Source organism: Paenisporosarcina sp. (genome assembly GCF_049671445.1).
Taxonomy (GTDB): Bacteria; Bacillota; Bacilli; order Bacillales_A; family Planococcaceae; genus Paenisporosarcina.
In genome coordinates this window covers 1-25,578 of the sequence record NZ_JBATUX010000019.1, presented here as the reverse complement: position 1 = coordinate 25,578, position 25,578 = coordinate 1, and the positions used below count along the sequence as shown (strand labels likewise).

Genomic DNA, 25,578 nt, shown 5'->3' with positions numbered 1-25,578 from the left:
GTTGTTCAGATGAGAATCGCTAGACCAACCGATCAACTGGATAGGATTATTGAGTTTTATGAAACTGGGCTCGGGCTGAAGAGAGTCGGTGAGTTCAGGCAACATAATGGCTATGACGGAGTGATGTATGGGCTACCGGACACGAATTTTCATCTGGAGTTTACAGCTCATGAAGAAGGTTCACCTTGTCCAGCTCCAACTAAAGACAATGTGCTCGTTTTTTATTTACCATGTTGGGATGTCATTCAGACGGTAGCAAATAGATTGAACCATTTGGGGTATCCAGAAGTTGAAGCGGAAAATCCTTACTGGGAAGATGCCGGCATCACGATTGAAGATCCGGACGGCTGGAGAATCGTCCTGTTTTGTTCGACTGGGCTGTAGTCGTGCCGATTACTAGAATTGAATAAGCAGTTTCTTTTATCATTCGGATTTTTTTCATGCTAACATAGGAATATATGTAACTATGTTATGGGGGAAATCTAATGGACTTGGAAAAAATTAAGAATGGGTTTAGTCAAGACCAGCCTCTTTTTATAGGAGAGGATACTGCGATGCGATTTGCGGTTCTGATTCCGCTTGTTCAAGTGAATGGTGAGTGGCATGTGCTGTTTGAAGTGCGTTCACTAACCATGAGGAAACAACCAGGGGATATTAGTTTTCCGGGAGGAAGAATCGATCCAACAGATGCCACTCCCGTTGACGCAGCCATCCGTGAAACGCACGAAGAGTTAGGGATTGACCCATCTAACATCAAAATTTTGGGGCAGATGAGTGCATTCATTCCAACGTCGTCATTTGTTGTCTATCCTTTTGTCGGGATGATCGATGACCATCTGAATTACCAACTCAACAAAGTAGAAGTAGAGAAAATATTCACAGTGCCAGTCAACTGGCTATTGAATCATCAGCCGTATAAACATTTGGTTCCTATGCAACCCATGCCATTAACCGATTTCCCTTACGATAAAATTGCGAACGGCAATCAATATCAATGGAAATCACGGGTAATAGAGGAATGGTTTTATGACTATGAGCAGTATACAATTTGGGGATTAACCGCTCGGATATTAAAACATTTTATTGATACTTTAAATAAAGAATAATCCCTATGCCAATCAAAGCGGGCGAAACTGCATCTTCGGCCGCACGTTATTATATAGAAGGTCTCTATTCTTTTTTTCCGAAAAACGAACTTAATTGACATACTTCCAGTAGGTAGTGGATAAGATAGGGAAAAGCTTAAGGCTTGGAGGAATCGACATGTATGATCCAACCATTTTCGAGAATTTAAAAGTCGCGTTTGAAAATCAAGTGTATGATTTAGACACGATGGAACGCAAAATTGATATTACGAACCGTGTGGATCGAATGGACTTTTCCATTATGGCGAGGGATTTTGCTATTCAATTTGCACTTGTCGATCAACAAGATGTCACAGCAGAAATAGTTTTAGAAGCGTCTTTACCTGATTTAGCAGCGGAGATAATGGAGACGCCGGGAAAAAACCCTGGATGTTCCTTGTACATACGATTTAACAAGCAGATTGACAATATAGCTGAATGTAAGAAGATTGAGCAAGCACTGTCAGAAATTTGGGATTCTGACGTGGAGCTCACTCAAACTCTGAGCTTTGTGTTTGAACAGCAAGCGTCAAGTTACCTAGATACGATTGAAGTGGCGTTTACCCATAAAATTAACGAGCAGCACATGGGTGACATTGCAAATTTTCTTGATCATGTTTTAGAGACGTTGGAAGTTTTGAATGATTTATAAAAAAAGAAATGAGCGATGACTTAGTCATTGCTCATTTTTTTATCTCTGAAATTGAATTCCCCCCTGTATTTACAGAGAATGCTGAGGGGTTTTGGTATGGATTTTCAATAACAATTCGTGGTTAATACTAGAATGAGATAGTTGTAGAGATGGGGAGCATTGTTAGGAATATGACATTAGTTGTCCGAATACAATAAAAGAAAAAGTATGGTCAGACCATACAACCATGATTGTGAAATTGGAGGTGGGAAAGGGACAGAACAATTGTGGTGAATTATTAAACTTGTTTTTAATAGTAACGACTCTAATAAATGAGGGAATGGAGGATTATTAACTATGAAACTACTATCATTTATTTCTTCAGGTGAATTGAAGTTTGGTGTTAAAACTGAAAAAGGGATTGTTGATGTTGTAGCAACTGCAGAAAAGTCTGGATTGACTTCTCCAAAAAATCTTCAAGAATTGATCATACAAGGCGATGAGGGAATTAAGAAGGTGGAATCAATATTATCTTTTTCATCTGACGTCATAGCTGAAGAAAACGTGCAATATGTTCCTCCATTAATGAATCCTGAAAAAATGATTTTTGTGGGATTGAACTACGAAAAGCATGCAAAAGAGGGGGGCATGCCGATTCCTAAACAACCGATTTACTTTGCAAAATTCGCGAACAGTCTTGCTGGTCATAAAGAGGAAATCGTATTAACAGATTTTGTTGAACAGGTTGACTACGAGGTAGAGCTAGTCGTTGTTATTTCGAAAAAAACACGCAATGTGTCTAAAGAAGAGGCACTAAATTATGTATTTGGTTACGCGACAGGGAATGATTTTTCAGTAAGAGAGCTTCAAAATCGGAGTAGCCAATGGTTATTCGGAAAAGCTCTCGACGGCTTTGCCCCTTTTGGTCCGTATATTGTAACTTCAGATGAAGTAAAGGATCCACAAAACCTGAATTTAAAGCTTTGGGTGAATGGGGAATTAAGACAAGATTCGAATACCGCAGATATGATTTTTTCAGTAGCTGAAATTATTAGTGACCTTTCTAAAATAATGACACTTGAACCGGGAGATGTTATTTACACTGGTACACCTGAAGGGGTTATTTTAGGAATGGACAAAAAGATCTGGTTAAAACCAGGAGACAAAATCGTCTGTGAAGTAGAGAGTCTAGGGAGATTGGAAAATTTATTAGTCAGAGGAGCCACAAGTCATAACAAAAACCAAGATCATACCTATCTAGAAGTGAAATGATAGGTATAAGTTTCCCTTAAAACAATAGATTGAAAGCGCTTACTTTGTAATTATATGATTTGCAATCAAATTAGAAATGGGGAATAGCAATGGAAGGTACAATATTATCCCTTTTGCCACCAGTAATAACGATTGCTTTAACAATCATCACGAGAAGAATACTTTTATCCTTAGGTGTAGGAATCATTTTCGGTGCGTTGATGGCAAGTAATTGGAGTGTAACGGCTACTGTTACCTCAATATTTGATATAGCAATGTCAGTTCTTGGTGAAGGAAATATCTTTCTCTTCGTTTTATTAATCGGTGCATTAAATACACTAATTTATATCTCTGGTGGAGTTCATGCCTTTGCAGAATGGGCCATACAGAAAGTGAGAACACCTTTTCAAGCCAAGTTGGCTACCATATTTTTAGGATTTCTTTGTTTCTTTGATGACGCTTTCAGCTGTTTATTCCGTGGTAGTTTAGTTCGTCCTATTACGGATAAACATCGTATTTCCCGCTCTAAGCTCGCTTACATGTTACATTCTACATCAGCACCAGTAATTATCATGCTACCAATATCCGCTTGGGCTGGTTTTATTGCTGCTTTAATCGGAACGATTTTAATTGATAACGGCATCACACAATATGCACCATTTGAAGCTTACTTGTTAACAATTCCAACAAATTATTATGCGATGACAACCATTTTACTTGTTATCGCGGTTGCATACTTCAAATTAAACATTGGACAAATGCAACGAGATGAAAAACGTGCAACTGAGGAAGGAATTCTCTTTGATACATCAAGAGGAGCTGTTGCGGGCCAAGAAGAGAGCACACTTCCTGTTAGAGCTGATGGTAAATTAAAAGATTTACTTCTACCCGTATTCACTCTCGTCACGTTAGCCATTATCATTTCAGCCTATATCGGAATTTCAAATATTGAAGGTCAGGTAACGCCCCTACAAATTTTAATGAACACAGATGTCATTAAAGCCCTTGTTTATAGCGCAATTGCAGCTGTTATTGTAGCAATCATTCGTTTGCTGGGGCGTAAAACTCCTGTAAGTGAATTAACTAAAGCTGTTGGTTCAGGTATGAAAGCAGTTTTACCAAGTGTAACTATCCTATTTATGGCGTTAATGACTGCACAAATCATTTCTAAGTTGGGAGTAGGACTGTATTTGGCATCTTTAATTGATGAGAATATGTCCCTTGCTTGGCTCCCGGTAATTTTCTTCTTAATTTCTGCATTTATGTCATTTTCAATGGGAAGTACATTTGGTACATTTGGCTTGATGTTACCGATTGGTGCAGAGATTGTCTCGATTATCGATGTAACATACTTGATACCTGTTTTCGGAGCAGTTCTTGCAGGCTGTATTTTTGGGGAACATAGTTCTCCTCTATCCGATACGACAATCCTCGCTTCAATTGGCGGCGGTGTTCATACAATTGATCATCTGTTGACACAAATGCCATATGCATTGATCTCGAGCTTTGTCTCCATTGTCGGATATGTAACACTAGGTTTCACTAAAAACATCTACATTGGTCTTTTTGCAACGCTACTTGCACTTGGAATCGTGATATATGTCTTAGTGAAAACGAAAGATAAATCATTTGAAAGCGGCAGTGCAGAGCTTGAATTAGAAAAGGCTTAATGGGACTGTGTAAATCTAGTTTAAACATATGAAGTTTTGAAGTAAGTTCACTATATTTAAGAGTGGAGTAACAAATCGGAATGAAAAGGTGAGTATACGATGATCGAACCTGTGAAGCGCTTAAATGTGGGGGATGAAGTTGTAAATCAAATTAAGGACTTATTTCTTGCAGGAAAATTAAAAGAAGGGGATAGGCTGCCACCTGAAAGAGAGATGATGGATATGTTTCAAGTTGGCAGAACTTCTATAAGGGAGGCTTTAAAAGTATTGGAGTCCTTGGGTCTTATTGAAAGGTCACAAAAAGGGACGTTCATTTCCACGAATTTTAATGCTTCTTATTCAGAATCACTTGTCTATCAGTTTTATTTTTCCGAAGCAGAATGGGATGATATTTTCGAAGCACGTTGGATTATTGAAAAAGAGTTGACGTGTTTAGCTGCGAATCGAGCCACTAAAGAGCAGTTAATAGAAATAGAGCAGACCATTGATGATATGGAAATAGCAATAAATGAATATAATCAAGAAAACTATGTAAGATCAAACATGATGTTTCACCAAAATATTGCAACTTCAGCAAGAAACGTAGTCATGCTGGATATGTACAATTCAATTAGTAATCTAATATTACGAATACAAGAAATGCTAGGAACTCATCAGGAATCTTTATTAGTCCAAAGTGTCATGCGAGATTCATTGGACTACCATCGGAAAATAATGACGGCATTAAATAATCGAGATGCAGAAAAGGCTAGTACACTTATGAAAAATCATATTCAAATTGTGCAAGGATACTTCAAAAAAGCATAAATTTATAATGTTTTCGCCTTAACTGATAGTGACAGGTAAAGCTGTGAAGAAAGAGAAAGCAAGTTGAAAAATGAATATGGTTTTGTTAGAGGCTTCTCATAATGGGAAGCCTCTTTCCAAGCATAAAAAAGACCGATGACTTAGTCACCGCTCATTTTTAATATATAGGTTATGGCTTCCTGAAACTTATCGTAATTCAACAGATAGTAGGTACACTTGTTCATAATTAGTGGCTCTTTTTATATCTTCTTTTGTTTCAATACTATTAGCCATAGAAAGTCCATCTTTAGCTGAGTATGCAAGGACCCCAATCACTTTCTTCTGACCAATAGTTAAGGGACCTTCATTTACCCCACCCCAGACAGAAGCAAATTTTTCTCTTGCTTTTCCATCTATATTATTCAGTACAGTTCCAGAAGATTGGCCATCTTCGGTCATTGATGATGTTATCCATTGCTCCTCTTTATCATTTCTTGCCTGGTGGATGATGGCTACTGTTAACTTATCTTCCTTATTTTCTTCTTCTGAAATCGCAGTTGTGATCCCGGACACTGTACGCACAAATTCACCGTTTTCATAATAATCAACTGTTCCCATGATTTCTGCGATTTCATCATTATTTATTTCCAAATCGAAAATAAAGGAATGGTCAGTCGTTAAATCAACAAGACTTTCTTCAAATTTTGTCAACTCTGCAATTTTAATCATTGCATCGCCTGTCGATTCCTTTGAACAGGCAGTGAGTAGTAATAATGAAAGAAATACACCTATAGATAAATGTTTCAAATGAAGACCTCGCTTTTAATTTAAGATATTTGTTTATACAGTATTAAAATTACTTGTTATTTATTCCCTACTCCTTTTACATATTTTAACTTATAATCCGGAACAGTCCAGTGAATTTTCAGTTTTAATATTAGAGTCACTGAAATCATATTGCAGGGAATTTGGAAGTGATTGACGAAGTGAGGAATATGTAAAATTTAATATTAAGGTTTTTTAATACCAATAGGTAAGGGGTTCATGATCATGAAAGAATTTAAAGTAACGTATTTCTTCGATGAGGAGCATTATATTAGAAGGTTTATCCATATGGAGTCTCAAGAAGATGCACAAGAGTTAATTCAAAGCGAAAGGGACCAATACATTTCGTTTACAGACAGTAGAGGAATATATCATGAGCTGGATACACGAAATGTTCGAGTCATTCAACTTTCTGAGTATCACAGAGTGGATAAAAGCAAAAAGAAGTAATGCTAAATCGAAGTTTAATTACAGGACAATAAATATACTTTGTAGAATCTACTAATAACAGAACATTAAACAAAAAAGGGAGAGTGGGATTTTGTTTCATGCAAAAGATGTTTTAGCCGATCAGTTGTTAGCGAATGCTAATGATCCAAGCTGGTACATTCCATTTTCAGAATCAGTGGAAAATTTGTCTGAGGAAGCAGCATTTTGGAAACCAAACGAAAATAGAAATAGTATAGCTGAAATTGTCCAGCATCTCTTATATTGGAATCAAACATGGCAAACAAGGTACCAAAAATCCCACGTCAATGCTGTGCCTTCCATAGGAAATAATAATAAAAGCTTTATTATTCCTGAAAATCAAACATTTACTGACTTGAAAAAACAACTTTTAGAAGTGCTGTTACGATGGCAAGGTTTATTAACTGAAGAAAAAGTTGAAAGTGAAGTAAATGGTTTCCCTGAACATGTGGAGTGGTGGGCAGTACTCGGTAATGTCTCAACTCATAACGCATATCATATTGGTCAAATCCTTTATATTAGGAAGTTACAAAATAGCTGGAAGATAAAAGAGGAATAATGATGCATAATCTTCTTTTCTTAAAGGGGTGTATGGAGTGAATCAAACTGAATATGAATGGGTCAAACAGACTCGAGAATTAATTTTTGATTTTTGTAGTGAACTAAATCCAAATGATTTTTGTCGCCAAGTGGATGGATTCGGTTTTCAAAGTATGAAAGAAACTCTGGTACACATAGCAAACTGTTATTACGCTTGGCTAGGCTCATATGTTTTATTAAAAACGAAGAAGCCACTTACTTCAAAGGAAGAACTTCAGCAACTAGGTTTGGACGAAATAAAAGTTCGATTTCAACAGGTAGATTCTTTTGTAAATGAGGTTTTTGAAGTACATGCACATAACATGGATGAGCCGATTCAGAGAGCGATTCCTTGGAGAGATGGAGGAGAACCGATATCAATTACGCCTGGTAAACTACTTATGCATACTATCACTCACGAATTCCATCACAAGGGTCAGGTAGTAGCCATGGCGCGACAATTGGGTTATGAACCTCCAAGTACAGATGTTTTAGGAACTAGAGGTTAAAGAGATTCAGCTTTTAAAAGATTCGAAGTAAATAAGACGATTATGTAAAATGTTGGGCCGGAAATGAAGAGTTAATAGATGTTTGTTTGAATGGTGATTTTTGAAGGATGTATAAGTTGTTAATGCATCAGGAAGTTTTTTAACTAACAAGTTTTTATGAATTAGAGAGGTGTTCAGAAATTGACAAGACAAGTAGACGATATTTTTAAAGATAATATGGAGAAATATAATGACCCAGAATACTATGACCTCCCTTTTTTATTGGAATGGGCAGAGAAACAAAATGGTGAAATAGTTGACCTAGCTTGTGGGACTGGTAGATTAACTATTCCTTTAGCTGAACATGGATATAAAATAATTGGTGTTGATATAAATGAAGGTATGCTAAACAGAGCGAAAGAAAAAACAATAAATATGAACCTTCCAATTCAGTGGGAATTACAGGATTGTACGGAGCTATCTTTAAATACGGTTGGTTCATTAATATATATGACTGGTAATTCATTTCAACACTTTTTAACCAATGATTCGCAGAATAGATTATTAAAGTCAGTTAATACACACTTGGTTGATGAGGGAGTATTTATCTTCAATACAAGATTCCCAATCTTAAATGAGTTAGCTATCATAGATGAATCTAAACATACTTATTTTGATAAACGTAATCGGAAAGTTACCGAATGCAAAGTTGATACATATAATCCTCTTACTCAAATATTACATAGTACATCAACAAGGGAATTTTATAACCATAACGATGAAGTGATTTCAATTGAAAAAGATAGTATCTCCTTGCGATATGTATTCCCATTAGAAATGGAAAGGTTAATAGAACAAAATGGTTTTTCGATACTAAATGTCTATAGCTCTTGGGAAAAGGATCCTTTGAAAAAAGACAGTAGCGAAATGATTTATGTTTGTAAAAAGATAAGTCCTTATTGAACTCCATGAAAATAAAGTACAAACATCTTATAAATAACATTATTAAAAAGACGCTGCTCGCTAATTTATAAAAGGTAGCGTCCTATTTTTGGGATATAATCCTTTGAAATCACCTTTCACTTTATTTACAGCGAGATCAACTTAACCCCCAATGACGTAGAAATCCCTTTCGCACCTTCATTCATCACCTGATTGTGATTCCATACGAAAGCTGGTCGTAATAGGGGAGCGAATGTATTCATCCACTTTTTATTCGTATTCACTTTCCAAATACACTGTACGTTAGTGATTGGCCCTTCCTGGGAAAGTGTCCAAATTCCATGTCCTTCAAGCTCTCCAAAAGCCTTGATTTCAAGATAGGTAGGGCTTTCCAGTTTCACTACTTCCGATTCGAATGATAGTTGATAAGGTAACTTAGTAGTAAAAAACAACCTAAATCGATCTCCAACCGCCAGTTTGGTTGACTCACTCTTAACTCTTTTTGAATCTAACCCCTTCCACCATTCTCCGTAGTTAAACTTATTAATCAATCCCCAGATCTGTTCGATGTCTGCTTCAAACTTCCAGTTGGTTTCAAAATTGTAATGATAAATCGACATATGTATGACCTCCAAAATAAACCTTATGGATATATACCCAAAACAACATAGGTCATTAACTTCTATTCTGTTAACTTCAGATTTTAATATAAGTATGTTAAAGAATGCTGTTGATATTAAAGAACAGACGAAAGAGTACATTTGCGCCTAGCATGCCGCATGAAAGAATATGATCAAAGGTAGTTTGGTCATATTCTTTGCGACGAGTAACCGCAGGAGCAGCTCTTTGGAGAATGAGACCCACAAGTATGCGGTTTTCATACTTGTTGGCTCATGCGGAACGTGCGGCCAGCGCAAATGTACGATAAGCAACAGTAGATTTTATAAGAGCTAAAAAATAAAATAAACGCTGAGCGATGACTCAGTTGTAAAAATCGAAGGTCACGTAGGAATAAAGCGTAGTGACGTAGGAAAAAACAAGAGGTCACGTAGGAAAAATAGCCATTGACGTAGGAATTACCCTAAAACCCCTTGAAAAATTCTGAAAAGATAAAAAAGTATAGGTGATACCAAAAGAGTGCTATTGATAGCGCTTTCATTACGAACGGGCAGAGCTATAATTTAGTTGTAATCAAAGAAAACAAAGGGAAAAGGGGCTTGGAAATGAGTAAAAAAACAAAAGCAATATTTTTATCAATCTTTCTTATGATGTTCACATTAATCGCAGCAGGTTGTACCGAGGGCGGTAGTAGTGAAGTAAATGTAGGTATCGTATTACCGACAAAAGATGAACCAAGATGGGTACAAGATGAGCAACGATTTAAAGATGCAATCGCTGATACAAAATACACGAGTGAAATTTTATTCAGTCAAGGTTCTTCTGCTAAAGAAAAAGAAAACGTTGAAACGTTAATTAACAAAGGAATTGACGTATTAATCATTTGTCCTCAAGACGGTGACGCTGCTGCAGCTGCAGTAGAAGCGGCTAAAAAAGAAGGCATTACAGTTATTTCTTACGACCGTTTAATTACGAACACGGATGCTGTTGATTACTATGTAACTTTTGATAGCTTGGCAGTTGGGGCAGCTCAAGCACAATACTTAGTAGACAATGCACAAGGTTCTGACGTTCCATTGTATCTTTACGCTGGAGCAGCTACTGACAACAATGCATTTTTATTCTTTGAAGGTGCTTGGAAAGTGCTTCAACCAAAAATTGCTGACGGCACATTCAAAATTGCAAACTCTAGCGAAGCTGAAGCTTTAAAAGATACAGCTGACCTTTCACGTGATCAACAAAGTAAAATCATTGGTCAGATCACAACAAACTGGGATGCAAACGATGCGAAAAACAAAGCACAAACACATTTAACAGCTGTAAGTGATGATTCAAAAGGCGATGTAGCAATTCTTGCACCAAATGATGGAACAGCTCGTTCAATCGCTGATGTATTTGGTTCAGATAGTGCGGTTTCAAGTTTCCTTGTTACTGGTCAAGATGCTGAAAAAGCGTCAATTCAATACATTTTAGACAGCAAACAATCAATGACGGTATTCAAAGATGTTCGTACACTTGTAAAAGATGCAATGGGTATGGCTGTAGAAGTATTGGATGACAAAACACCTGAAACAACAGGTTCTTACGACAATGGAGAAATCGAAGTGAAAGCAAAACAAACAGATGTAATTGTTGTAGACAAAGCAAATGTTAAAAAAGAGCTTATTGATTCGGAATATTACGAAGCAGACGAGTTTACTGGTCTGGAATAACAATCATATATAGGTAGAACGGGAGATAGTGATAGATACGTCTATCACTATTTCGCCATTGTACTAGTTGTTTTGTTAAGGAGGCGATCAAATGAGTGAATACATTTTAGAGATGAATGGGATTTCTAAAGAATTTACAGGGGTCAAAGCACTCGATAATGTGAATTTCAAAGTAAAAAAAGGTGAAATCCACTGTTTAATTGGAGAGAACGGAGCTGGGAAGTCTACGCTAATGAAAGTACTTAGCGGGGTCTATCCTTATGGTACATATCAAGGTGATATCGTGTTTGAGGGAAATGTTCAGCAGTTTAATAAAATAAGTGACAGTGTGAAAGTTGGTATTGGCATTATTTATCAAGAGCTTGCCTTGTTCCCTGATCTTACTGTCTACGAAAACATTTTTGCGGGCAACGAAGTGAAACGCGGTCCATTCATCGACTGGAACCAAACGATTGTTGAATCTACTAAAATGCTAAAAAAAGTTAAGTTGAATGTGACGCCAGAAACACTGATTAAGGACTTAAGTGTAGGAAAGCAGCAGTTAGTCGAAATTGCCAAAGCCTTAAGTAAAGAAGTGAAACTCCTAATTCTAGATGAACCAACAGCAGCTCTTAATGAGGATGATAGCGAAAACTTATTAGAGGTGTTGAGTGAACTGAAAAACCAAGGAATTAGCTGTATTATGATTTCTCATAAGTTGAAAGAAGTGATTTCAATTGCAGATAAAGCAACTGTGCTTCGGGATGGTCGAACAATCTGCACACTCGATGCTTCAAAAGGAGAAATTTCTGAAAGTGTCATTATAAAGAACATGGTTGGTCGTGAAATCAATGATATTTATCCGAAACGTGCAAACAAAACATTTGGTGAAAATGTTCTTGAATTAACGAACTGGTCAGCATTTGATGTGCAGTTAGGTCGCAAAGTAGTCAAGGATGTTAATCTTCACGTGAAAAAGGGCGAAATCATCGGCATTGCCGGATTAATGGGTTCGGGTCGAACTGAATTAGCATTGAGCATTTTCGGTAATCCAAAGGCCTACAAATTGCAGGGTGATTTAGTGGTGAATGGTGTATCTAAACCAATCAAACATCCAAGAGATGCAATTAAGGCGGGAATCGCATATGTAACGGAAGATCGAAAAGGTGATGGATTATTTTTGATACAAGATATTAAAAACAATGTGTCTGTTGCCAATCTCCATGGTATCGCAATCAATGGAGTTATTAATATGAATGAAGAAGTAAAAGTCGCTACTGGTTATAAAAAATCGTTAAATATTAAATCGAGTTCGTTGGAACAAGTTGTCGGCAATTTAAGCGGTGGAAATCAACAAAAAGTATCGCTCGGCAAATGGTTGTTCGCTGGACCAAAAATCTTGATACTAGACGAACCGACTCGTGGCATAGACGTTGGAGCGAAGTTCGAAATTTATACCATCATGAATAAACTCATTAGCGAAGGGATGAGTATCATCATGATTTCTTCAGAGCTTGGTGAGGTATTAGGGATGAGCGATCGTATTTACGTTATGGCCGAAGGGAAAGTCAAAGGTGAGATGGCGATTGACGTAGCCACTCAAGAAAATATTATGGAACTTGCTACGCAATAGGAGGTAAAATCGATGAACTTTTTTAATGAAGCCAAGTCTCTATTTAAAGTGAATATTCGTGACTATGGCATGTACATTGCCTTGATTGTCATTATGCTCACTTTCTCTATCATGACGGATGGATTGTTTATGTCTTCCCGTAATATTAGTAATCTACTAGATTCTGCAGGATATATTGCCGTACTAGCTGTCGGGATGACACTTGTTATTGTCATTCGACATATTGACTTATCTGTAGGCTTTGCAGCTGGATTTCTTGGTGCCATCGCCGCAATCCTCCTCACACAAGTGGGACTTCCAATTTATTTGACCATACCGATTATTCTTGTACTCGGTGTTGTGGTTGGGTTATTTAATGGTGTTTTAGTAGCCTCTATAGGTATTCCCTCGTTTGTAGCGTCTTTAGCTGGAATGCTTATTTTCCGTGGAGCACTTCTTCAAGTGACTGAAAAAACAGGAACGATCATTATAAAAGACGATAACTTTAATGCGATTGGAAATGGATTTATTCCTTCAATCCTTCAAATAAACGGCTTGCATTTGCTGTCTTTATTAGTCGGTGTCGTCGGTATTTTATTGTACATTTACAGTGAAATCTCCACACGGAAAAGTAAAATCAAGTATCAATTTGAAGTGGTGTCTAAAGGGATATTCATACTGAAATTGGTATTGGTTTCAGCCATTATTGCGTATATCACATGGATTCTAGCAGGTTATAATGGGTTTTCATGGACGGTTGTTATTATGCTGTTGGTCGTTGTAGTCTATCATTTCCTTACAACAAAAACAGTGCTTGGTAGACATATCTATGCAGTTGGGAGTAACCCAGAAGCTGCTCATCTGAGCGGGATTAACGTAAAGAAAATCACGTATATCGTTTTTGGATCGATGGGTATGTTAGCAGCACTTTCAGGCATTCTCTTCACCTCACGTCTTCAGTCGGCAACTACGACTGCAGGTACACTTTTCGAGCTTGACGCTATCGCGGCAGCTTATGTTGGTGGAGTATCTTCTGCAGGTGGAGTTGGTAAAGTAACAGGTGCAATTATCGGTGCAATTGTTATGGCTTCTTTATCGAGCGGGATGAATCTACTAGGCGTCGGAATTTCATATCAATACATGATTCGCGGAGGAGTACTTGCCGGAGCAGTTATCTTTGATGTCATGACTCGTAAACAAAGAGGATAGAAATTAATAAGAAGTGTAAGGGACATCTAGTAAAAGTGGATGTCCCTTACCTCATATTCCAAATGCATGAATCGCCACCTACTTAATTCCCCGATGTCATAATCATCCTTTTGTCTCCGTCTGAACTAGAAAAGATCAAATCGTCATTATCACATGCACATTAAAGGGTCTTCATACCTCTCATAAGTTGTCAGAAAGTATTGAACATTATCCGGTAAATGGTAAGATGAAAAGAGTTTCAGATAGGAAAAAGGAGACACTTCTATTGCGAAAAATAGGCATTATTATACTCTGTTTCGTATTAACTATTCTTAGTTATTTTACGTTTGTATCGGCTGAAAAGGTCTTTAACTCTGATTTCCAACCACCTCAAACTTCAGCCCCAAATGAGGAACAATATCGACTTGTTCTAATAACCCAAGAACTTGAAACTCCGTTTTGGGACAAGGTAGGCGCAGGTGCGATTGAGCAAGCACAACAGCAAGGGGCTAGCCTCGAAGTTTGGGGAAGCTATGGCAATAACCAAGATGACTTTTTGAAAAAAATTGAACTAGCTATCCATTCCAAAATGGATGGAATTATCGTACAAGGACTAGATACGGAAGAGTTTAGTAGCTTAACGAAATTTAAAGCAGCATCATCAGGAATTCCGATTATTACCGTGGCAAATGACGTGCCAATAGAGGAGAGTCTTAGAAAAACGTATGTTGGTTCTGATCAGAACTTGGCAGGCAAGATGATAGCCAAACAGTTAATATCTGACATGGGCTCCTCTGGTAAAGTCATCATTTTAGGTGAGAGTGAACAGGAGTACCATCAACAACAACGCCTTCAAGGAATCCAAGACATATTAAAAGACTACCCAAAGGTCGAAACCTTGTACGAAGAAACACCAGATACGAAGGAGCAAGTCATTGCCACTACACAGGATTTACTAAACCAGTTACCCGACGTGGATGCGTTTATCGCTGTTAATGCTAATAATGCGGGAGCCATGATTCAAGAAATCGGTAGGCGTTCACAAGTGGAGCCGTATCATATTTATACGTTTGACGATGGACCTGAATCGTTCTCGTTGTTAACGCAAGGAAAACTCGATGGGATGCTAGAACAATCTCCAGAGATGATGGGGGAGCTCAGCGTGAATTTAATCATGAAATGGTTAACAGATGAAGCCGTTCCTCTCAACATGGACGGTTATCTCACAGATATTCGTATAGTAAAGGCGACAGGTATGTGATGAACACTATTCAGAAGAAAATATGGATGCTCGCTAGTGTCGTTTTATTAATTATGCTTTCGATTTGGCTAGCATTTACCTATTACAATCAAAAAACGCAAAATCAATATAATGATATTTTACAGCGTTATTTAATCATGAATGAAGTAACCAGCGCAAGTCAGAAAATGATTACAGATCTAAACAACTATTTATTGAATCCGACACTGGCTAATCTTGAACAAATTAATGTGAGTCAAGAGGAAATTCGATATGCAAAATACGAAGTGTACAATTTGATAAATGTAGAGAACGAGTTCGCTTTGACTAGCTATATTAATTTAATTGACAGTTTTATTGAAACGACCAATCGATCTTTGAAGTTTCAGTCCGAGGAAGAAGTCGAGGCATCCGCAAAAGAATTTTCTGAAGCGACGCGAATTTCTAATTATATTTCCGAAATGACACTCACTGTAATCGACACTGAATTAAAGACGTATGATCGCTTCTATCGTGGAATTATTGAGCAATCCGTTGAATTTAAAAGGCTTGGTATTTGGTTGCTGTTATTAGTGATTGTTTCGCTACTTTTGCTCACGTATTGGTTCTCGTTATCCATTACGAGACCAGTGCAACAACTTACAAAAGCTGCCAATGAATTATCTAAGGGTCGATTTGATCGGCCAATAAAAGTAGATTCAAATGACGAAATCTCCTTTCTCGCCAAAACATTTGATCATATGCGAATCAACATCAATAACTTAATTTCGGAAATTCAGCAGAAAGCTCAGCTTGAGCATGAACTCCAGCAGAATAAACTTCTATTGCAGGAAAGTCAGCTTCGTAGTCTGCAGAGCCAGATCAATCCACATTTTTTATTTAACACGCTTAACACACTTTCCAAGAAGGCTTATCTAGAAGGTGCTGAGGAAACAAGCGATTTACTCGTAAGTGTCGCAGGGCTGTTGCGTTACAATTTAAAACGGTTAGACAGATCCGTTACTATCCACGAAGAAGTCGTTGTTTTGCAGCAATATATGGAGATTCAAAAAGCAAGATTCACTGACCGTATAGACTTTCATATGAACATAGACGATTCTTGTCTTCACATACAGATTCCTGGCCTAACCTTACAACCGATTGTAGAAAACGCTGTTATCCATGCAATTGAGCCAAAGGAAGACGGGGGTAGCATTTGGTTCCGAGTACTTGATGGAATCGACCAAGTGACAATTGAAATTGAAGACGATGGAGTGGGGATGTCGAAGGATAAAGTCACGCAAATCCTGGAAGAGCGTCTTGTTGAGTCAGAAGGACATTCAACTGGCATCGGATTTAGTAACGTGGTAAAGCGTTTACGTCTGTTCTATGGTTTTGAGGACGTCATCCTTATTGACAGCAAAGAAGGTCACGGTACAAAGGTTATATTGAAAATACCGAAAACAAGGAGAATCGACAACAATGAGAAAGCTCCTGATCGTAGATGATGAACCAATTGAGCGTGATGGAATGCAAGCAATCTTGCATAAAGCTTATCCAGAGCTCGATATTAAACAAGCTAAAAACGGGAAAATAGCTGTAGAAATGGCCGCCGAGTTTAAACCGGATTTAATCCTAATGGATATTATGATGCCGGGAATGAATGGTCTTGAAGCAGTAGAACAAATAAGTGAAGATCATCCGAGCATCAAATTCGTGATGGTGACAGCTTTTGATATGTTTGATTACGCACGACAAGCAATTAAGCTTGGTGTCAAAGACTATTTACTTAAACCAAGCAAAGCTAGCGAAATCGTGGCAACGGTTGGAAAAGTCCTTAAGCAAAGCGAGATAGAACAACATTCACTAGCTACTAGCAAGTTCCAACAGGAATCCATGCAAAACGCTTTGACTTTGGTTGAAACAGACGTTGTTACACAATTATTATTTGATCATGTGCATGAAGTACATATTGACATGCTAGTTGAGATGCTGGAAATTCGGTCGACAAATGAAAAATTTGTCATGGTCATTTTATTACCTTCAGGAGCAGAAAAATACTATTCACAAATCAAAGAAAAAGTTAGACAGACAGGAAGCGGCTGGGTAGGGGCTTTATACGGACGCCAACTTCCTATTATTGTATTCAGAGAACCGGACAAGTCGTTCCGTTCACAGGCAATTTTTCTTGCTAATGAGATTCTCTCCATAGCAAGGAAATTCAATCTTCAAGAAGGTTGGTTTGTAGGAATTGGCAACGTCTGTGATGCACTTGAACAAATTAGACAATCCTATCAGGAATCATTAATTGCAACGATGGATACAACGCTTGCGGTTAAATATCGTTTTTATTCAGATGTGCCTGCATTGAGTGCTATAAGCGACGGGAAAGAAGCTAAACAATTGGAAAAGCAATTTTTTGAACAAATCCGTCTTGGCCAATGGGAGCAAGTTCACTTAACTGTGATGGGGTTAATTCATCGGTATGAGAACGAAGGGGCCCTCTTACTGCAAACTCAACAACGTGTACTTGAATTACTTTGGATCACAACGCGCGTCATGAGCGAGATGGGCATTGAAACAGAAGCACCTTTCTATTCTTTCCAAGCGCAGGATTACCGACAGCTTCGAGCAGAGACCGAACATTTAATTGGTCGAATGAAGCAATCCTATGAAGAGCACTATGACAGAGTTGAAGTGGATAAGATTCATCAAATTAAACAATACATTTTTGACCATTCACATGAAGATATTTCTTTAGATGCCTTAGGAAGAAAAGTAGATTTAAGTCCGATTTACATTAGCAAAATGTTCAAGGAAAAGCTTGGCATCAATTATATTGATTTCTTAACAGAATGTCGGATTGAAAAAGCCAAAAAACTGCTAAGTAATCCTGAGAAAAGCTTAAAAGAAATCACCTTTGAGGTCGGCTATCATGAACCAAATTATTTCAGCAAGGTATTTAAAAAGATGTGTAGTGTTTCACCGAAAGAATATCGAAATAGTCTTTTGGGCAAATAGGATTGAGCAAGAAAACAGTTCCACAAAAGGAGAGAAGCCATGGGACAGATATTGAACAAAGGGAGACTTTTCCTGCTCGTCTTAGTACTTCTGCTCATCGCTTCGGCTTGTGAAAAGGAAATAGTCCGAACAGATAAGGCAGAGAGGACGATTCCCCTTAAGACGACGGAAAATAAAGTATTTGCGAATGAAAAAATTAAAATTGGGTTTTCAATGGACACTTTACTGGAGGAGCGTTGGATAAAGGATAGGGACTTATTCAAAGAGGCGGTAGAGGCTTTGGGAGCGGAAGTAGAGATTATGGCAGCGAACGGTGACGATGCATTACAAATATCTCAAGCTGAAACCATGATTAGCCAAGGAATTGATTTGCTTATTCTTGTTCCGCACAACGCTGAGTCGACGGCAACCATCGTTCACAAGGCTCACTTGGCTGGAATTAAAGTGATCGCGTATGATCGTTTGGTGAAAAACGCGGATATCGATTTATATGTGTCATTTGATAATGAGCAAGTAGGAGAGATGCAGGCGAGAGCAATTACCAAGTTGGTCCCTAAAGGCAACTATGTCTACATCGGTGGCGCAAGTACGGATAACAATGCTCATTTATTTAAAAAAGGCGCCTTCAACGTACTACAGCCATTAATCGATAAAGGGGACATTACAATTGTCTATGACCAGTGGACGAAGGACTGGCAACCTGTAAATGCATTGGCAAACATGAAAGCAGCATTAAAAGCCAATGATAATAAAATTGATGCAGTGATCGCTGCCAATGATGCAACAGCTGGCGGTGTCATACAGGCACTCATGGAACAAGGGTTGGCAGGAAAAGTTCCAGTGGCTGGGCAAGACGCAGAATTGGCAGCCGCGCAACGAATCGTTGAAGGAACTCAATCAATGACTGTTTATAAACCAATAAAAGCGCTAACTGAAAAAGCTGCACAGCTTGCAGTCGCACTAGCACAAGGTGAAAACGTTGATGAAAATCAAAAAGTGAACAACGGGAAAATCGAAGTGCCATCGGTTTTACTGTCACCAATCGCAGTTGATCAGGTAAATATCGATGATACGATTATTGCGGACGGCTTTCATTCTAGACAGGATGTTTACCAGAAAGTTAAGGAATAGCGGATTGCAAAACTATATAGGTAATCCATGAGCGGCCGAAATGATCTTCGGTCGCTTTTCTTGAGGTTTCAAATCATAGAGTATCAAAGAGGTAATGAAATGGAATTTAAAGGGATTTCGACGTTTGTATCGAATGTAATAAATAACCAGATTCATTTATATAGTCTTACAGAAGATCAAGAATAAAATGAATCGAATCAGTGATAAAACATAGAAAAGTGGGATGACATTGATATTACATACTGAAGTTTTAGGTAGTGGAGAACCTATTGTATTCCTTCATACAGGATTGCAAACTGGTTTACTTGATTTTGAGTATCAGAGAGAATATTTTAAAAATAAATTTAAAGTCATTCTCCCTGATTTAAGAGGACATGGGAAATCAATTGAAAATGACTTTTCGAATTTTTTTGAGGACTCAGCAGAAGATTTGCTTGAAACGCTCGAACACTTAGAAGTGGAATCAGCGCATATTGTCGGGTGTTCTTTAGGGGCTTTAGTAGGTTTATACTTTACAAAAATGTACCCGCATAAAGCAAAAAGTTTATGTATTTCTGGTGTTTTACCTGTGAAACCAGAAAACTGGTTGGAATTACACAATGAAAACGTAGAAGGTCAGACTCAATTATTACTGCAAGAAGAAACGGTAAGGTATTTTGACAGTATACATATGTCCGATTGGAAACAGTTCCTCTATATGGGGAGAAATGAAGAATGGTATCCATTTGAAGAGACAAAAGATTTGGATGCTATTGCATGTCCAGTTCTATATATGGTTGGTGAAGGAAATAAGGATGAGACCAAAGGGGCTATCGTGTATCCGTTAACGAAAGAAAACGTTCACGTATCCATCATTCCTTTTGCAGGGCACTTAATTCATTCTGATCAAACTGAAATCTATACGAAAGTATTAGAACTGTTTTTAAATAAGGGAGATAAAGTTTAATTATCTTATCGATATCAAAAGGGAGCTTAGATAATGGGATTGTTAATCATTGTTGTAATTGCATATTTGCCGATTATTTATAGAATAAATAGACGTTTAAATTATTTGGAAAACGAAGTGGAGAGACTAAATAGAGAAAAAGGCATTATTTAACTATAAATCTTTCTATAGATACTAGAACATAGTGAAATGAAAAAGGTGGGGAACTTTGAAAACGTTTAAGAAGTATTTGCTAATTAATATCCTTTTAATTGTCTTTCATTTAATGATGTTATTCATCGCCGTCATGGGGATTGGTGGAGGAACTGGCCATCCCTCTAAAAGTGAAATGATTAAATTTATACTGTTCTTTTCTAGCGTTGGAGCGTCTCCTAACCTATTGGTTTTTCTATTTTCTGCGATAAGAAAAAAAAGCATTAGAGAAAATGCGCTATGGGCATTTATATTTTCATTGATTGTTATGGTTGGTTATTTTACTTTATATTGGAATCTGCTAAATGTGTCCTGATAGTGGTTGACAATCAGGACACACATATATTACTAACGATTAAAATGTTCCCTGAAGTATTTTAGGTCTTTCCGAGAAATTAAAATGAAATAAAAGTGCGGCCGAATGCATCTTCGGCCGCCTTGTCATTTACATAAAGTATACATCTTTCATTCGCATAAATTATCGTTTTCTTCTCTTTGATACATTTTCATTAATCATTTCATACATGGATTCAACACCTACTTCTGAAGCAACGAAGTTAAATGCATTCTCTTCCTGGATACCCATGATGCTGGCTTCTTTTGCAGCATCCATGTTTGCACCGATGAAAATAAACTCCCATGCATATTTCTCTTCCTGTTGTGTAATGAGCTTTTTTACTTTATCATGCGTAAATTCGCGGCTCGCATTTTCCATCCCATCTGTCGTAATGACAAATATGACTTTACCTGGTCTTTGCTCTTCGGCTGTTTTCGCAAGTCGATGACCGACATCGACAATTGTTTTTCCAACTGCATCAAGCATGGCAGTTGTGCCTCTTACATAATAATCATCTTTGGTAAGCTTCGCTCCAGCTGCATTGATGCCATTCCATAGTATTTCGTATTGATCGTCAAACAGGACTGTTGTTAAGGACACATTTCCATCGAGTTTGCACTGCTTTTCAATAAACGCATTAAAACCTCCGATAGTATCACTTTCAAGTCCAGACATAGAACCGCTTCGGTCGAGCAGGAAAATAATTTCTGTTAGATTATTATTCAAAGTCATCATCCTCTTTCTTTTGTTGGTAAACTAATCATAACCAGTTTTTAAATCGATATGGTCGCTTGAAAAGCGACATTTTAGGAGGCGAATCTTTTGATTAATAAACAGAGATTAAATGAGTTGCAAGAGTACATTGAGAGTCACTTAAATAATGAAACGTTCACTTACACAGTAGAATCTCAAATTGATGTAGAATACACCTTGCAGTCAGAAAGTATGACGATTGATTTGGAGGACTATATAAAAAACCATCGCAAACCTACATTGAACCAAGTGTTGTTTAAATTTATTGACAATGCAGGTGCAAGTGATGTGGAAATTTACAGAAAGGCGGGAATCGATCGAAAGCTTTTTTCAAAAATTCGTTCCAATCCTGACTATCACCCAGGCAAAAATACCACTATTGCTCTCGCTTTGGCCTTGCAATTGAACACACATGACACTGATGCACTATTAAGTTCCGCGGGTTATTCGTTATCAGATAGTAACATCTTCGATTTGGTTATCCAGTTCCATGTGGAAAATAATATCCACGATCTTTATTTGGTCAATGAAGCATTGGATTACTTCACTCAAAAAACATTATAATTTCAAATTTTATGGAGAGTGGGTGATTTTTTTATGAAATACCAACAGAGGGATTTTACTCCAGACTTAAAGGCTAGAGTTAATTTAGCGGAACTCGAATTAAAAGACTATATTGAAAGTTTGTTAAATGAGTATGAATCTGTTTTTGCGGAGAAAAATTTAGAAATGAATGTAGGATTCGATAAAGAGGGAATCGATCCTTTTATCCCTGGATACAGTTCTTCCGTTTCAATTGGAATTGTTGATGAAAGCGGCGAATTAGATAATTTGTACATCATAAAAATATGGGAATGTGGACGTTCTTTCTTAGGGATGCCGATTTCATTTAAGATCCCTGGAAGCAAGATTATCGGTGAACTTCTTGATGAAGCATTGGAAGAAGTGAAAATAGGTTTGAAAGAAGATTTAGAGGATCTACTAGTTGATGAAACTTAAAGTTATTATGCTTAACTCCAAATGGGGGTTAAGCATTTTTTATTTTTGAAGTACTCTCTTTGCAATCTTCTAGAATAATCGTATCCCCTACACCAATACTTCTCTTACTGATCGTTCCGCTAGGTAGCTCGAGTGTTGAATGGGCACTGCGGACCGGAGAAATAACTGACCATGGTTTTACGTGAGAAACTACTTTGACAACCGTATTCGATTGATCCAGAAAGACCGCATCAATTGGGAATTTCATAAAGAACATGTGAATTGAGTTGCACCGAGTTATCAAAAGACCTTCATCAACTATAGGTTTCTTGTAAAATAGAAGACCTTTAAATCGTTCCCAAAAGGTAAGAGCATGATTAATCTTAAAATTTAAATTTATAGTTTTGCTTTTGTATATCAAATTTATCACTCCTCAATTTCATATTATTTACTATACGAAAAAATTTAATTCTTAAGTACTAGATGTTGTTCGAATTTAATATATTCTAGTAAGTTCGCTAAACCGAACAATCGAACCATACTTGGGGGTAAATTTGGATGAATCAATTAAAGAGGCTTTTAAGGGAAGAAGAAGGACAAGCCATGACGGAGTATGGACTGTTAGTGGGCATGATTTCTATCGCAGTAATCGCAGTTATTGTTCTGATTGGTCCGCAATTAGTAAGGATTTTCACGACAATCGCAACTGCACTTACAAATGCTAGATAATATTCAAAAGTAGCCCTACTTAAAAGTGGGGCTATTTTAATAAAGTAAGGGAGATAAACCTTATGACAACTTTAATAATCGGTCTAGTTCTAGTAATCTCCGTTATTACAGATTTTCAGGATCGGAAAATATTAAATATAGTAACACTGCCAGCGATACTTGGGGGATGTATGTATCATTTCTACACTGCTGGTTTAGAAGGCTTTTATTTTAGTGGACAAGGTTTTTTAGTAGGTCTGGGATTATTAATCATTCCATTTTTAATGGGTGGAATTGGAGCGGGAGATGTTAAGTTACTTGCTGCTATAGGTGCATGGAAAGGGACATTTTTCATTTTTTATACAGGTATATATGCGGGGATCATTGGTGGTATTATCGCTCTATTTATTTTGTTAAAGAGAAGAGAACTCATATTTACACTTAAAAAGATGTTGTTTTCGGTGATTTTTTTAATAACTGCAAAAGGATATTTGTTGAATAAAGATGAGGAGCATACTGCTATTTCTATTCCATATGCAATCCCAATCGCCTTAGGGGCTTTCCTAACATTTTTAATGGAAACCTACCAATGAAGTCTCAAAAAGGGCAAAGTTTAGTTGAAACTGCATTAATTCTTCCAATTATATTGATGCTTTTATTTGGTATCACGGATTTTGGTAGGGTTTTTCATGTGTATTTAACGCTCGATCACGCTGGGCGAGAAGCTGCTCGGGAGGCTTCAGTTGGATCAGAAGATGCTGTAATTAATTTGAAAATAAGAGATGCTACAAGTGGTCTTGATGAAGATAAATTGGGGATTTCCATAACGCCCTCTGGCAAAGTAAATAGAGTTAGTGGTAGTGAAGTGGAGATAAAGTTGACCTATCCTGTCGATTTTTTAACGCCCTTTATTGGGCAATTGGTAGGCTCTTTTAATTTAGAAGACACAACTGTAATGAGGGTGGAATAGTGAGAAAAAGCTATTTATTGCTTTTAAAAAAGCAAAATGGTGTGGCTATGCTAATAGTAGCTTTAAGCATGTTCATGATCATAGGCTTTACCGCATTAGTTGTTGATGTGGGTGGGCTCTATCTGGAAAAAAGTATTCTACAAAAGTCGTTAGATGCTGCCGTTTTAGGCGGGGCACAAGAGTTGAGAAGTTCTGATGAAGATGCTGTAAACGAAGCAATTAAGCTAGCTGCGAAGAATGGATTTACAATTACCGAGAATGAAGTAACGACTGGAACAGACTTTATTGAAATACAAAAGACAGTTACAAAAGAATTAACTTTTGCTCGAATACTAGGGTTTAACCAAACAGATATTAGTGCAACGGCACGAGCAGAAATAAAAGGTGCATTAATGAAGGGAGACGGGGTTATCCCAGTCGGCCTTGAGAAAATAGATTATAAAAAAGGTGCTTCTTATGCCCTCAATGATAAACCTGGTGAAGGAAACAGTGGTAACTATGGCTACCTTGCAATAGATGGAAATGGAGCAAATATTTTAGGTGAAGGAATCAAGTATGGGACCAAAAAAACGGTTGAAGCTGGTAAAGAAGTTAATACTGAGCCAGGGCAGAATTGGGGTAAAGTCGAGTCTGGCTTTGAATTCAGGATAGAAGAAGATAAAAAAAACAACTCGAAATGTTCTTCATATGAAACTGCTGATAATACATGTAAACGTGTAGTGATCTTACCACTTATTGAAACATGGGACGTGAATGGAAAATCAGATGTAATGGTCGTTGGATTTGCTGCATTTTGGATCGAATCAATTAGTAAGCATGAAACTAAAGGGAAGTTTATTGAAATCGTCCGTGGTGGTTCATTTGGACATGGAGAAAATTTCGGAATCTATGGGGTAAAACTTGTAAATTAAAAGCCAAAAAATATAAGTAGGTGAGTTTATAAATACGAAAAAGATTTGGCTAATTGCCATGGTGTTTGGAATCATTGCTGCTGGAATGCTGTACTTAAAGGTCACAGAAAGTCAAAAGCCACCTATCCAACAAGAAAAGCCTTTAGTAGTAGAGGCCAAGGAGAAGAAAGGTAAAGAAAAGGTTGAAGAAATTGCGCCTAAATTGATTCCTTTTTCAGAAGGAAAACGAGCAATGACCATTGCTACAACCGACGTTCAAGGGATAGCTGGATTCGTAAAACCAGGGTCATATGTTGATGTAATTGCAGTTATGGAGGGACCTGAAAAAGAAGCAGGAGAAGAAGAACCTCAGCATGATTCAGCAACCCTTTTATTACAAAACGTTAAGGTGTTAGCGATTGGTCACTCTGCAGATGATGAAGAGACAAAAAATCGTTATCAAATGGTTACAGTTGAAGTGACACCAAAAGAGGGACTTATCTTGGGTTTTTCTACAAGATATGAACTGTATCTAATGCTTAGACAAGATGGTGATGACT

The 25,578-nt window shown here is 37.4% G+C and carries 31 protein-coding genes; 27 read left to right on the top strand and 4 right to left on the bottom strand.

Annotation, left to right across the window (positions count from 1 at the left end; translation table 11 throughout):
- The 6 genes from WBG45_RS02095 to WBG45_RS02070 all read left to right on the top strand — a co-directional run.
- The coding region (locus tag WBG45_RS02095) for a VOC family protein (RefSeq protein WP_424412142.1) at positions 1-384 on the top strand (384 nt) is incomplete at its 5' end.
- A 101-nt stretch (positions 385-485) separates the two neighbouring features.
- Positions 486-1,106, top strand: a complete 621-nt coding sequence (locus WBG45_RS02090) for an NUDIX hydrolase (protein WP_424412141.1) — start codon at positions 486-488, stop codon at positions 1,104-1,106.
- A 157-nt stretch (positions 1,107-1,263) separates the two neighbouring features.
- Positions 1,264-1,776: a hypothetical protein gene (locus WBG45_RS02085; RefSeq protein WP_424412140.1), complete on the top strand. Its 513-nt coding sequence runs from the start codon at positions 1,264-1,266 to the stop codon at positions 1,774-1,776.
- 336 nt (positions 1,777-2,112) lie between these two features.
- Positions 2,113-3,027, top strand: coding sequence for a fumarylacetoacetate hydrolase family protein (locus tag WBG45_RS02080; protein WP_424412139.1), 915 nt, complete (start codon positions 2,113-2,115; stop codon positions 3,025-3,027).
- An 89-nt stretch (positions 3,028-3,116) separates the two neighbouring features.
- Positions 3,117-4,676, top strand: a complete 1,560-nt coding sequence (locus tag WBG45_RS02075) for a Na+/H+ antiporter NhaC family protein (protein WP_424412138.1) — start codon at positions 3,117-3,119, stop codon at positions 4,674-4,676.
- Positions 4,677-4,775: 99 nt separating this feature from the next.
- The gene (locus WBG45_RS02070) at positions 4,776-5,483 is read left to right on the top strand and encodes a FadR/GntR family transcriptional regulator (RefSeq protein ID WP_424412137.1); all 708 of its coding nucleotides are present in this window, start codon (positions 4,776-4,778) and stop codon (positions 5,481-5,483) included.
- Positions 5,484-5,669: 186 nt separating this feature from the next.
- Here WBG45_RS02070 and WBG45_RS02065 read toward each other — a convergent pair whose 3' ends face one another.
- Positions 5,670-6,269 carry a hypothetical protein gene (locus WBG45_RS02065; protein ID WP_424412136.1) on the bottom strand — a complete coding sequence of 200 codons (600 nt, stop codon included), beginning with the start codon at positions 6,267-6,269 and terminating at the stop codon, positions 5,670-5,672.
- A gap of 243 nt (positions 6,270-6,512) precedes the next feature.
- On the opposite strand from WBG45_RS02065, the gene WBG45_RS02060 reads away from it, so the two are divergent.
- The 4 genes from WBG45_RS02060 to WBG45_RS02045 all read left to right on the top strand — a co-directional run bounded on the left by WBG45_RS02060 (position 6,513) and on the right by WBG45_RS02045 (position 8,785).
- Entirely contained in the window at positions 6,513-6,737 is a 225-nt protein-coding gene (locus WBG45_RS02060) for a hypothetical protein (protein WP_424412135.1), read from the top strand.
- Positions 6,738-6,828: 91 nt separating this feature from the next.
- The gene (locus WBG45_RS02055) at positions 6,829-7,314 is read left to right on the top strand and encodes a DinB family protein (RefSeq protein WP_424412134.1); all 486 of its coding nucleotides are present in this window, start codon (positions 6,829-6,831) and stop codon (positions 7,312-7,314) included.
- A gap of 37 nt (positions 7,315-7,351) precedes the next feature.
- Positions 7,352-7,843 (top strand): DinB family protein, encoded by a 492-nt coding sequence (locus tag WBG45_RS02050; protein WP_424412133.1) that lies wholly within the window; start codon positions 7,352-7,354, stop codon positions 7,841-7,843.
- A 180-nt stretch (positions 7,844-8,023) separates the two neighbouring features.
- Complete coding sequence (locus WBG45_RS02045) at positions 8,024-8,785, top strand: class I SAM-dependent DNA methyltransferase (protein ID WP_424412132.1); 762 nt, start codon at positions 8,024-8,026, stop codon at positions 8,783-8,785.
- Positions 8,786-8,910: 125 nt separating this feature from the next.
- Here WBG45_RS02045 and WBG45_RS02040 read toward each other — a convergent pair whose 3' ends face one another.
- Positions 8,911-9,384 (bottom strand): hypothetical protein, encoded by a 474-nt coding sequence (locus tag WBG45_RS02040; RefSeq protein WP_424412131.1) that lies wholly within the window; start codon positions 9,382-9,384, stop codon positions 8,911-8,913.
- A 603-nt stretch (positions 9,385-9,987) separates the two neighbouring features.
- On the opposite strand from WBG45_RS02040, the gene WBG45_RS02035 reads away from it, so the two are divergent.
- From WBG45_RS02035 to WBG45_RS01990, 10 genes are all read left to right on the top strand, one after another.
- Positions 9,988-11,094: a sugar ABC transporter substrate-binding protein gene (locus WBG45_RS02035; protein WP_424412130.1), complete on the top strand. Its 1,107-nt coding sequence runs from the start codon at positions 9,988-9,990 to the stop codon at positions 11,092-11,094.
- Positions 11,095-11,185: 91 nt separating this feature from the next.
- A complete protein-coding gene (locus tag WBG45_RS02030) occupies positions 11,186-12,706 on the top strand; it encodes an ATP-binding cassette domain-containing protein (protein ID WP_424412129.1) in 1,521 nt (506 codons plus the stop codon).
- Positions 12,707-12,718: 12 nt separating this feature from the next.
- Positions 12,719-13,894, top strand: coding sequence for a sugar ABC transporter permease (locus tag WBG45_RS02025; RefSeq protein ID WP_424412128.1), 1,176 nt, complete (start codon positions 12,719-12,721; stop codon positions 13,892-13,894).
- A gap of 265 nt (positions 13,895-14,159) precedes the next feature.
- Complete coding sequence (locus WBG45_RS02020; RefSeq protein WP_424412127.1) at positions 14,160-15,134, top strand: substrate-binding domain-containing protein; 975 nt, start codon at positions 14,160-14,162, stop codon at positions 15,132-15,134.
- Positions 15,134-16,600, top strand: coding sequence for a sensor histidine kinase (locus tag WBG45_RS02015; protein WP_424412143.1), 1,467 nt, complete (start codon positions 15,134-15,136; stop codon positions 16,598-16,600). The genes WBG45_RS02020 and WBG45_RS02015 overlap by 1 nt, the downstream gene beginning before the upstream one ends.
- Positions 16,575-18,113 (top strand): response regulator, encoded by a 1,539-nt coding sequence (locus WBG45_RS02010; protein WP_424412126.1) that lies wholly within the window; start codon positions 16,575-16,577, stop codon positions 18,111-18,113. The genes WBG45_RS02015 and WBG45_RS02010 overlap by 26 nt, the downstream gene beginning before the upstream one ends.
- A gap of 39 nt (positions 18,114-18,152) precedes the next feature.
- Entirely contained in the window at positions 18,153-19,244 is a 1,092-nt protein-coding gene (gene xylF / locus WBG45_RS02005) for a D-xylose ABC transporter substrate-binding protein (RefSeq protein ID WP_424412125.1), read from the top strand.
- Positions 19,245-19,304: 60 nt separating this feature from the next.
- Positions 19,305-19,430, top strand: a complete 126-nt coding sequence (locus WBG45_RS02000; protein ID WP_424412124.1) for a hypothetical protein — start codon at positions 19,305-19,307, stop codon at positions 19,428-19,430.
- Between the two features lie 37 nt (positions 19,431-19,467).
- Complete coding sequence (locus tag WBG45_RS01995; protein ID WP_424412123.1) at positions 19,468-20,190, top strand: alpha/beta fold hydrolase; 723 nt, start codon at positions 19,468-19,470, stop codon at positions 20,188-20,190.
- A gap of 208 nt (positions 20,191-20,398) precedes the next feature.
- Positions 20,399-20,698 (top strand): hypothetical protein, encoded by a 300-nt coding sequence (locus tag WBG45_RS01990; protein WP_424412122.1) that lies wholly within the window; start codon positions 20,399-20,401, stop codon positions 20,696-20,698.
- Positions 20,699-20,860: 162 nt separating this feature from the next.
- Here the strand turns inward: WBG45_RS01990 and WBG45_RS01985 are convergent, their stop codons facing one another.
- Positions 20,861-21,451 carry a vWA domain-containing protein gene (locus tag WBG45_RS01985; protein WP_424412121.1) on the bottom strand — a complete coding sequence of 197 codons (591 nt, stop codon included), beginning with the start codon at positions 21,449-21,451 and terminating at the stop codon, positions 20,861-20,863.
- Between the two features lie 90 nt (positions 21,452-21,541).
- Between WBG45_RS01985 and WBG45_RS01980 the strand changes: the two genes are divergently transcribed.
- Positions 21,542-22,036, top strand: a complete 495-nt coding sequence (locus WBG45_RS01980; RefSeq protein WP_424412120.1) for a hypothetical protein — start codon at positions 21,542-21,544, stop codon at positions 22,034-22,036.
- Between the two features lie 33 nt (positions 22,037-22,069).
- On the top strand, positions 22,070-22,471 hold the full coding sequence (locus tag WBG45_RS01975) for a hypothetical protein (protein ID WP_424412119.1): 402 nt from the start codon (positions 22,070-22,072) through the stop codon (positions 22,469-22,471).
- Positions 22,472-22,499: 28 nt separating this feature from the next.
- Here the strand turns inward: WBG45_RS01975 and WBG45_RS01970 are convergent, their stop codons facing one another.
- On the bottom strand, positions 22,500-22,880 hold the full coding sequence (locus tag WBG45_RS01970) for a DUF192 domain-containing protein (RefSeq protein WP_424412118.1): 381 nt from the start codon (positions 22,878-22,880) through the stop codon (positions 22,500-22,502).
- A gap of 128 nt (positions 22,881-23,008) precedes the next feature.
- Between WBG45_RS01970 and WBG45_RS01965 the strand changes: the two genes are divergently transcribed.
- From WBG45_RS01965 to cpaB, 5 genes are all read left to right on the top strand, one after another.
- On the top strand, positions 23,009-23,179 hold the full coding sequence (locus tag WBG45_RS01965) for a Flp family type IVb pilin (protein ID WP_424412117.1): 171 nt from the start codon (positions 23,009-23,011) through the stop codon (positions 23,177-23,179).
- A 62-nt stretch (positions 23,180-23,241) separates the two neighbouring features.
- Complete coding sequence (locus tag WBG45_RS01960) at positions 23,242-23,751, top strand: A24 family peptidase (protein WP_424412116.1); 510 nt, start codon at positions 23,242-23,244, stop codon at positions 23,749-23,751.
- Positions 23,748-24,128 carry a TadE family protein gene (locus WBG45_RS01955; RefSeq protein WP_424412115.1) on the top strand — a complete coding sequence of 127 codons (381 nt, stop codon included), beginning with the start codon at positions 23,748-23,750 and terminating at the stop codon, positions 24,126-24,128. Before WBG45_RS01960 ends, WBG45_RS01955 begins: the two co-directional genes overlap by 4 nt.
- Positions 24,128-25,039: a pilus assembly protein TadG-related protein gene (locus WBG45_RS01950; RefSeq protein ID WP_424412114.1), complete on the top strand. Its 912-nt coding sequence runs from the start codon at positions 24,128-24,130 to the stop codon at positions 25,037-25,039. Before WBG45_RS01955 ends, WBG45_RS01950 begins: the two co-directional genes overlap by 1 nt.
- 58 nt (positions 25,040-25,097) lie before the next feature.
- Positions 25,098-25,578 (top strand): Flp pilus assembly protein CpaB (gene cpaB, locus WBG45_RS01945; RefSeq protein WP_424412113.1); only part of this gene is annotated, 481 nt, incomplete at its 3' end.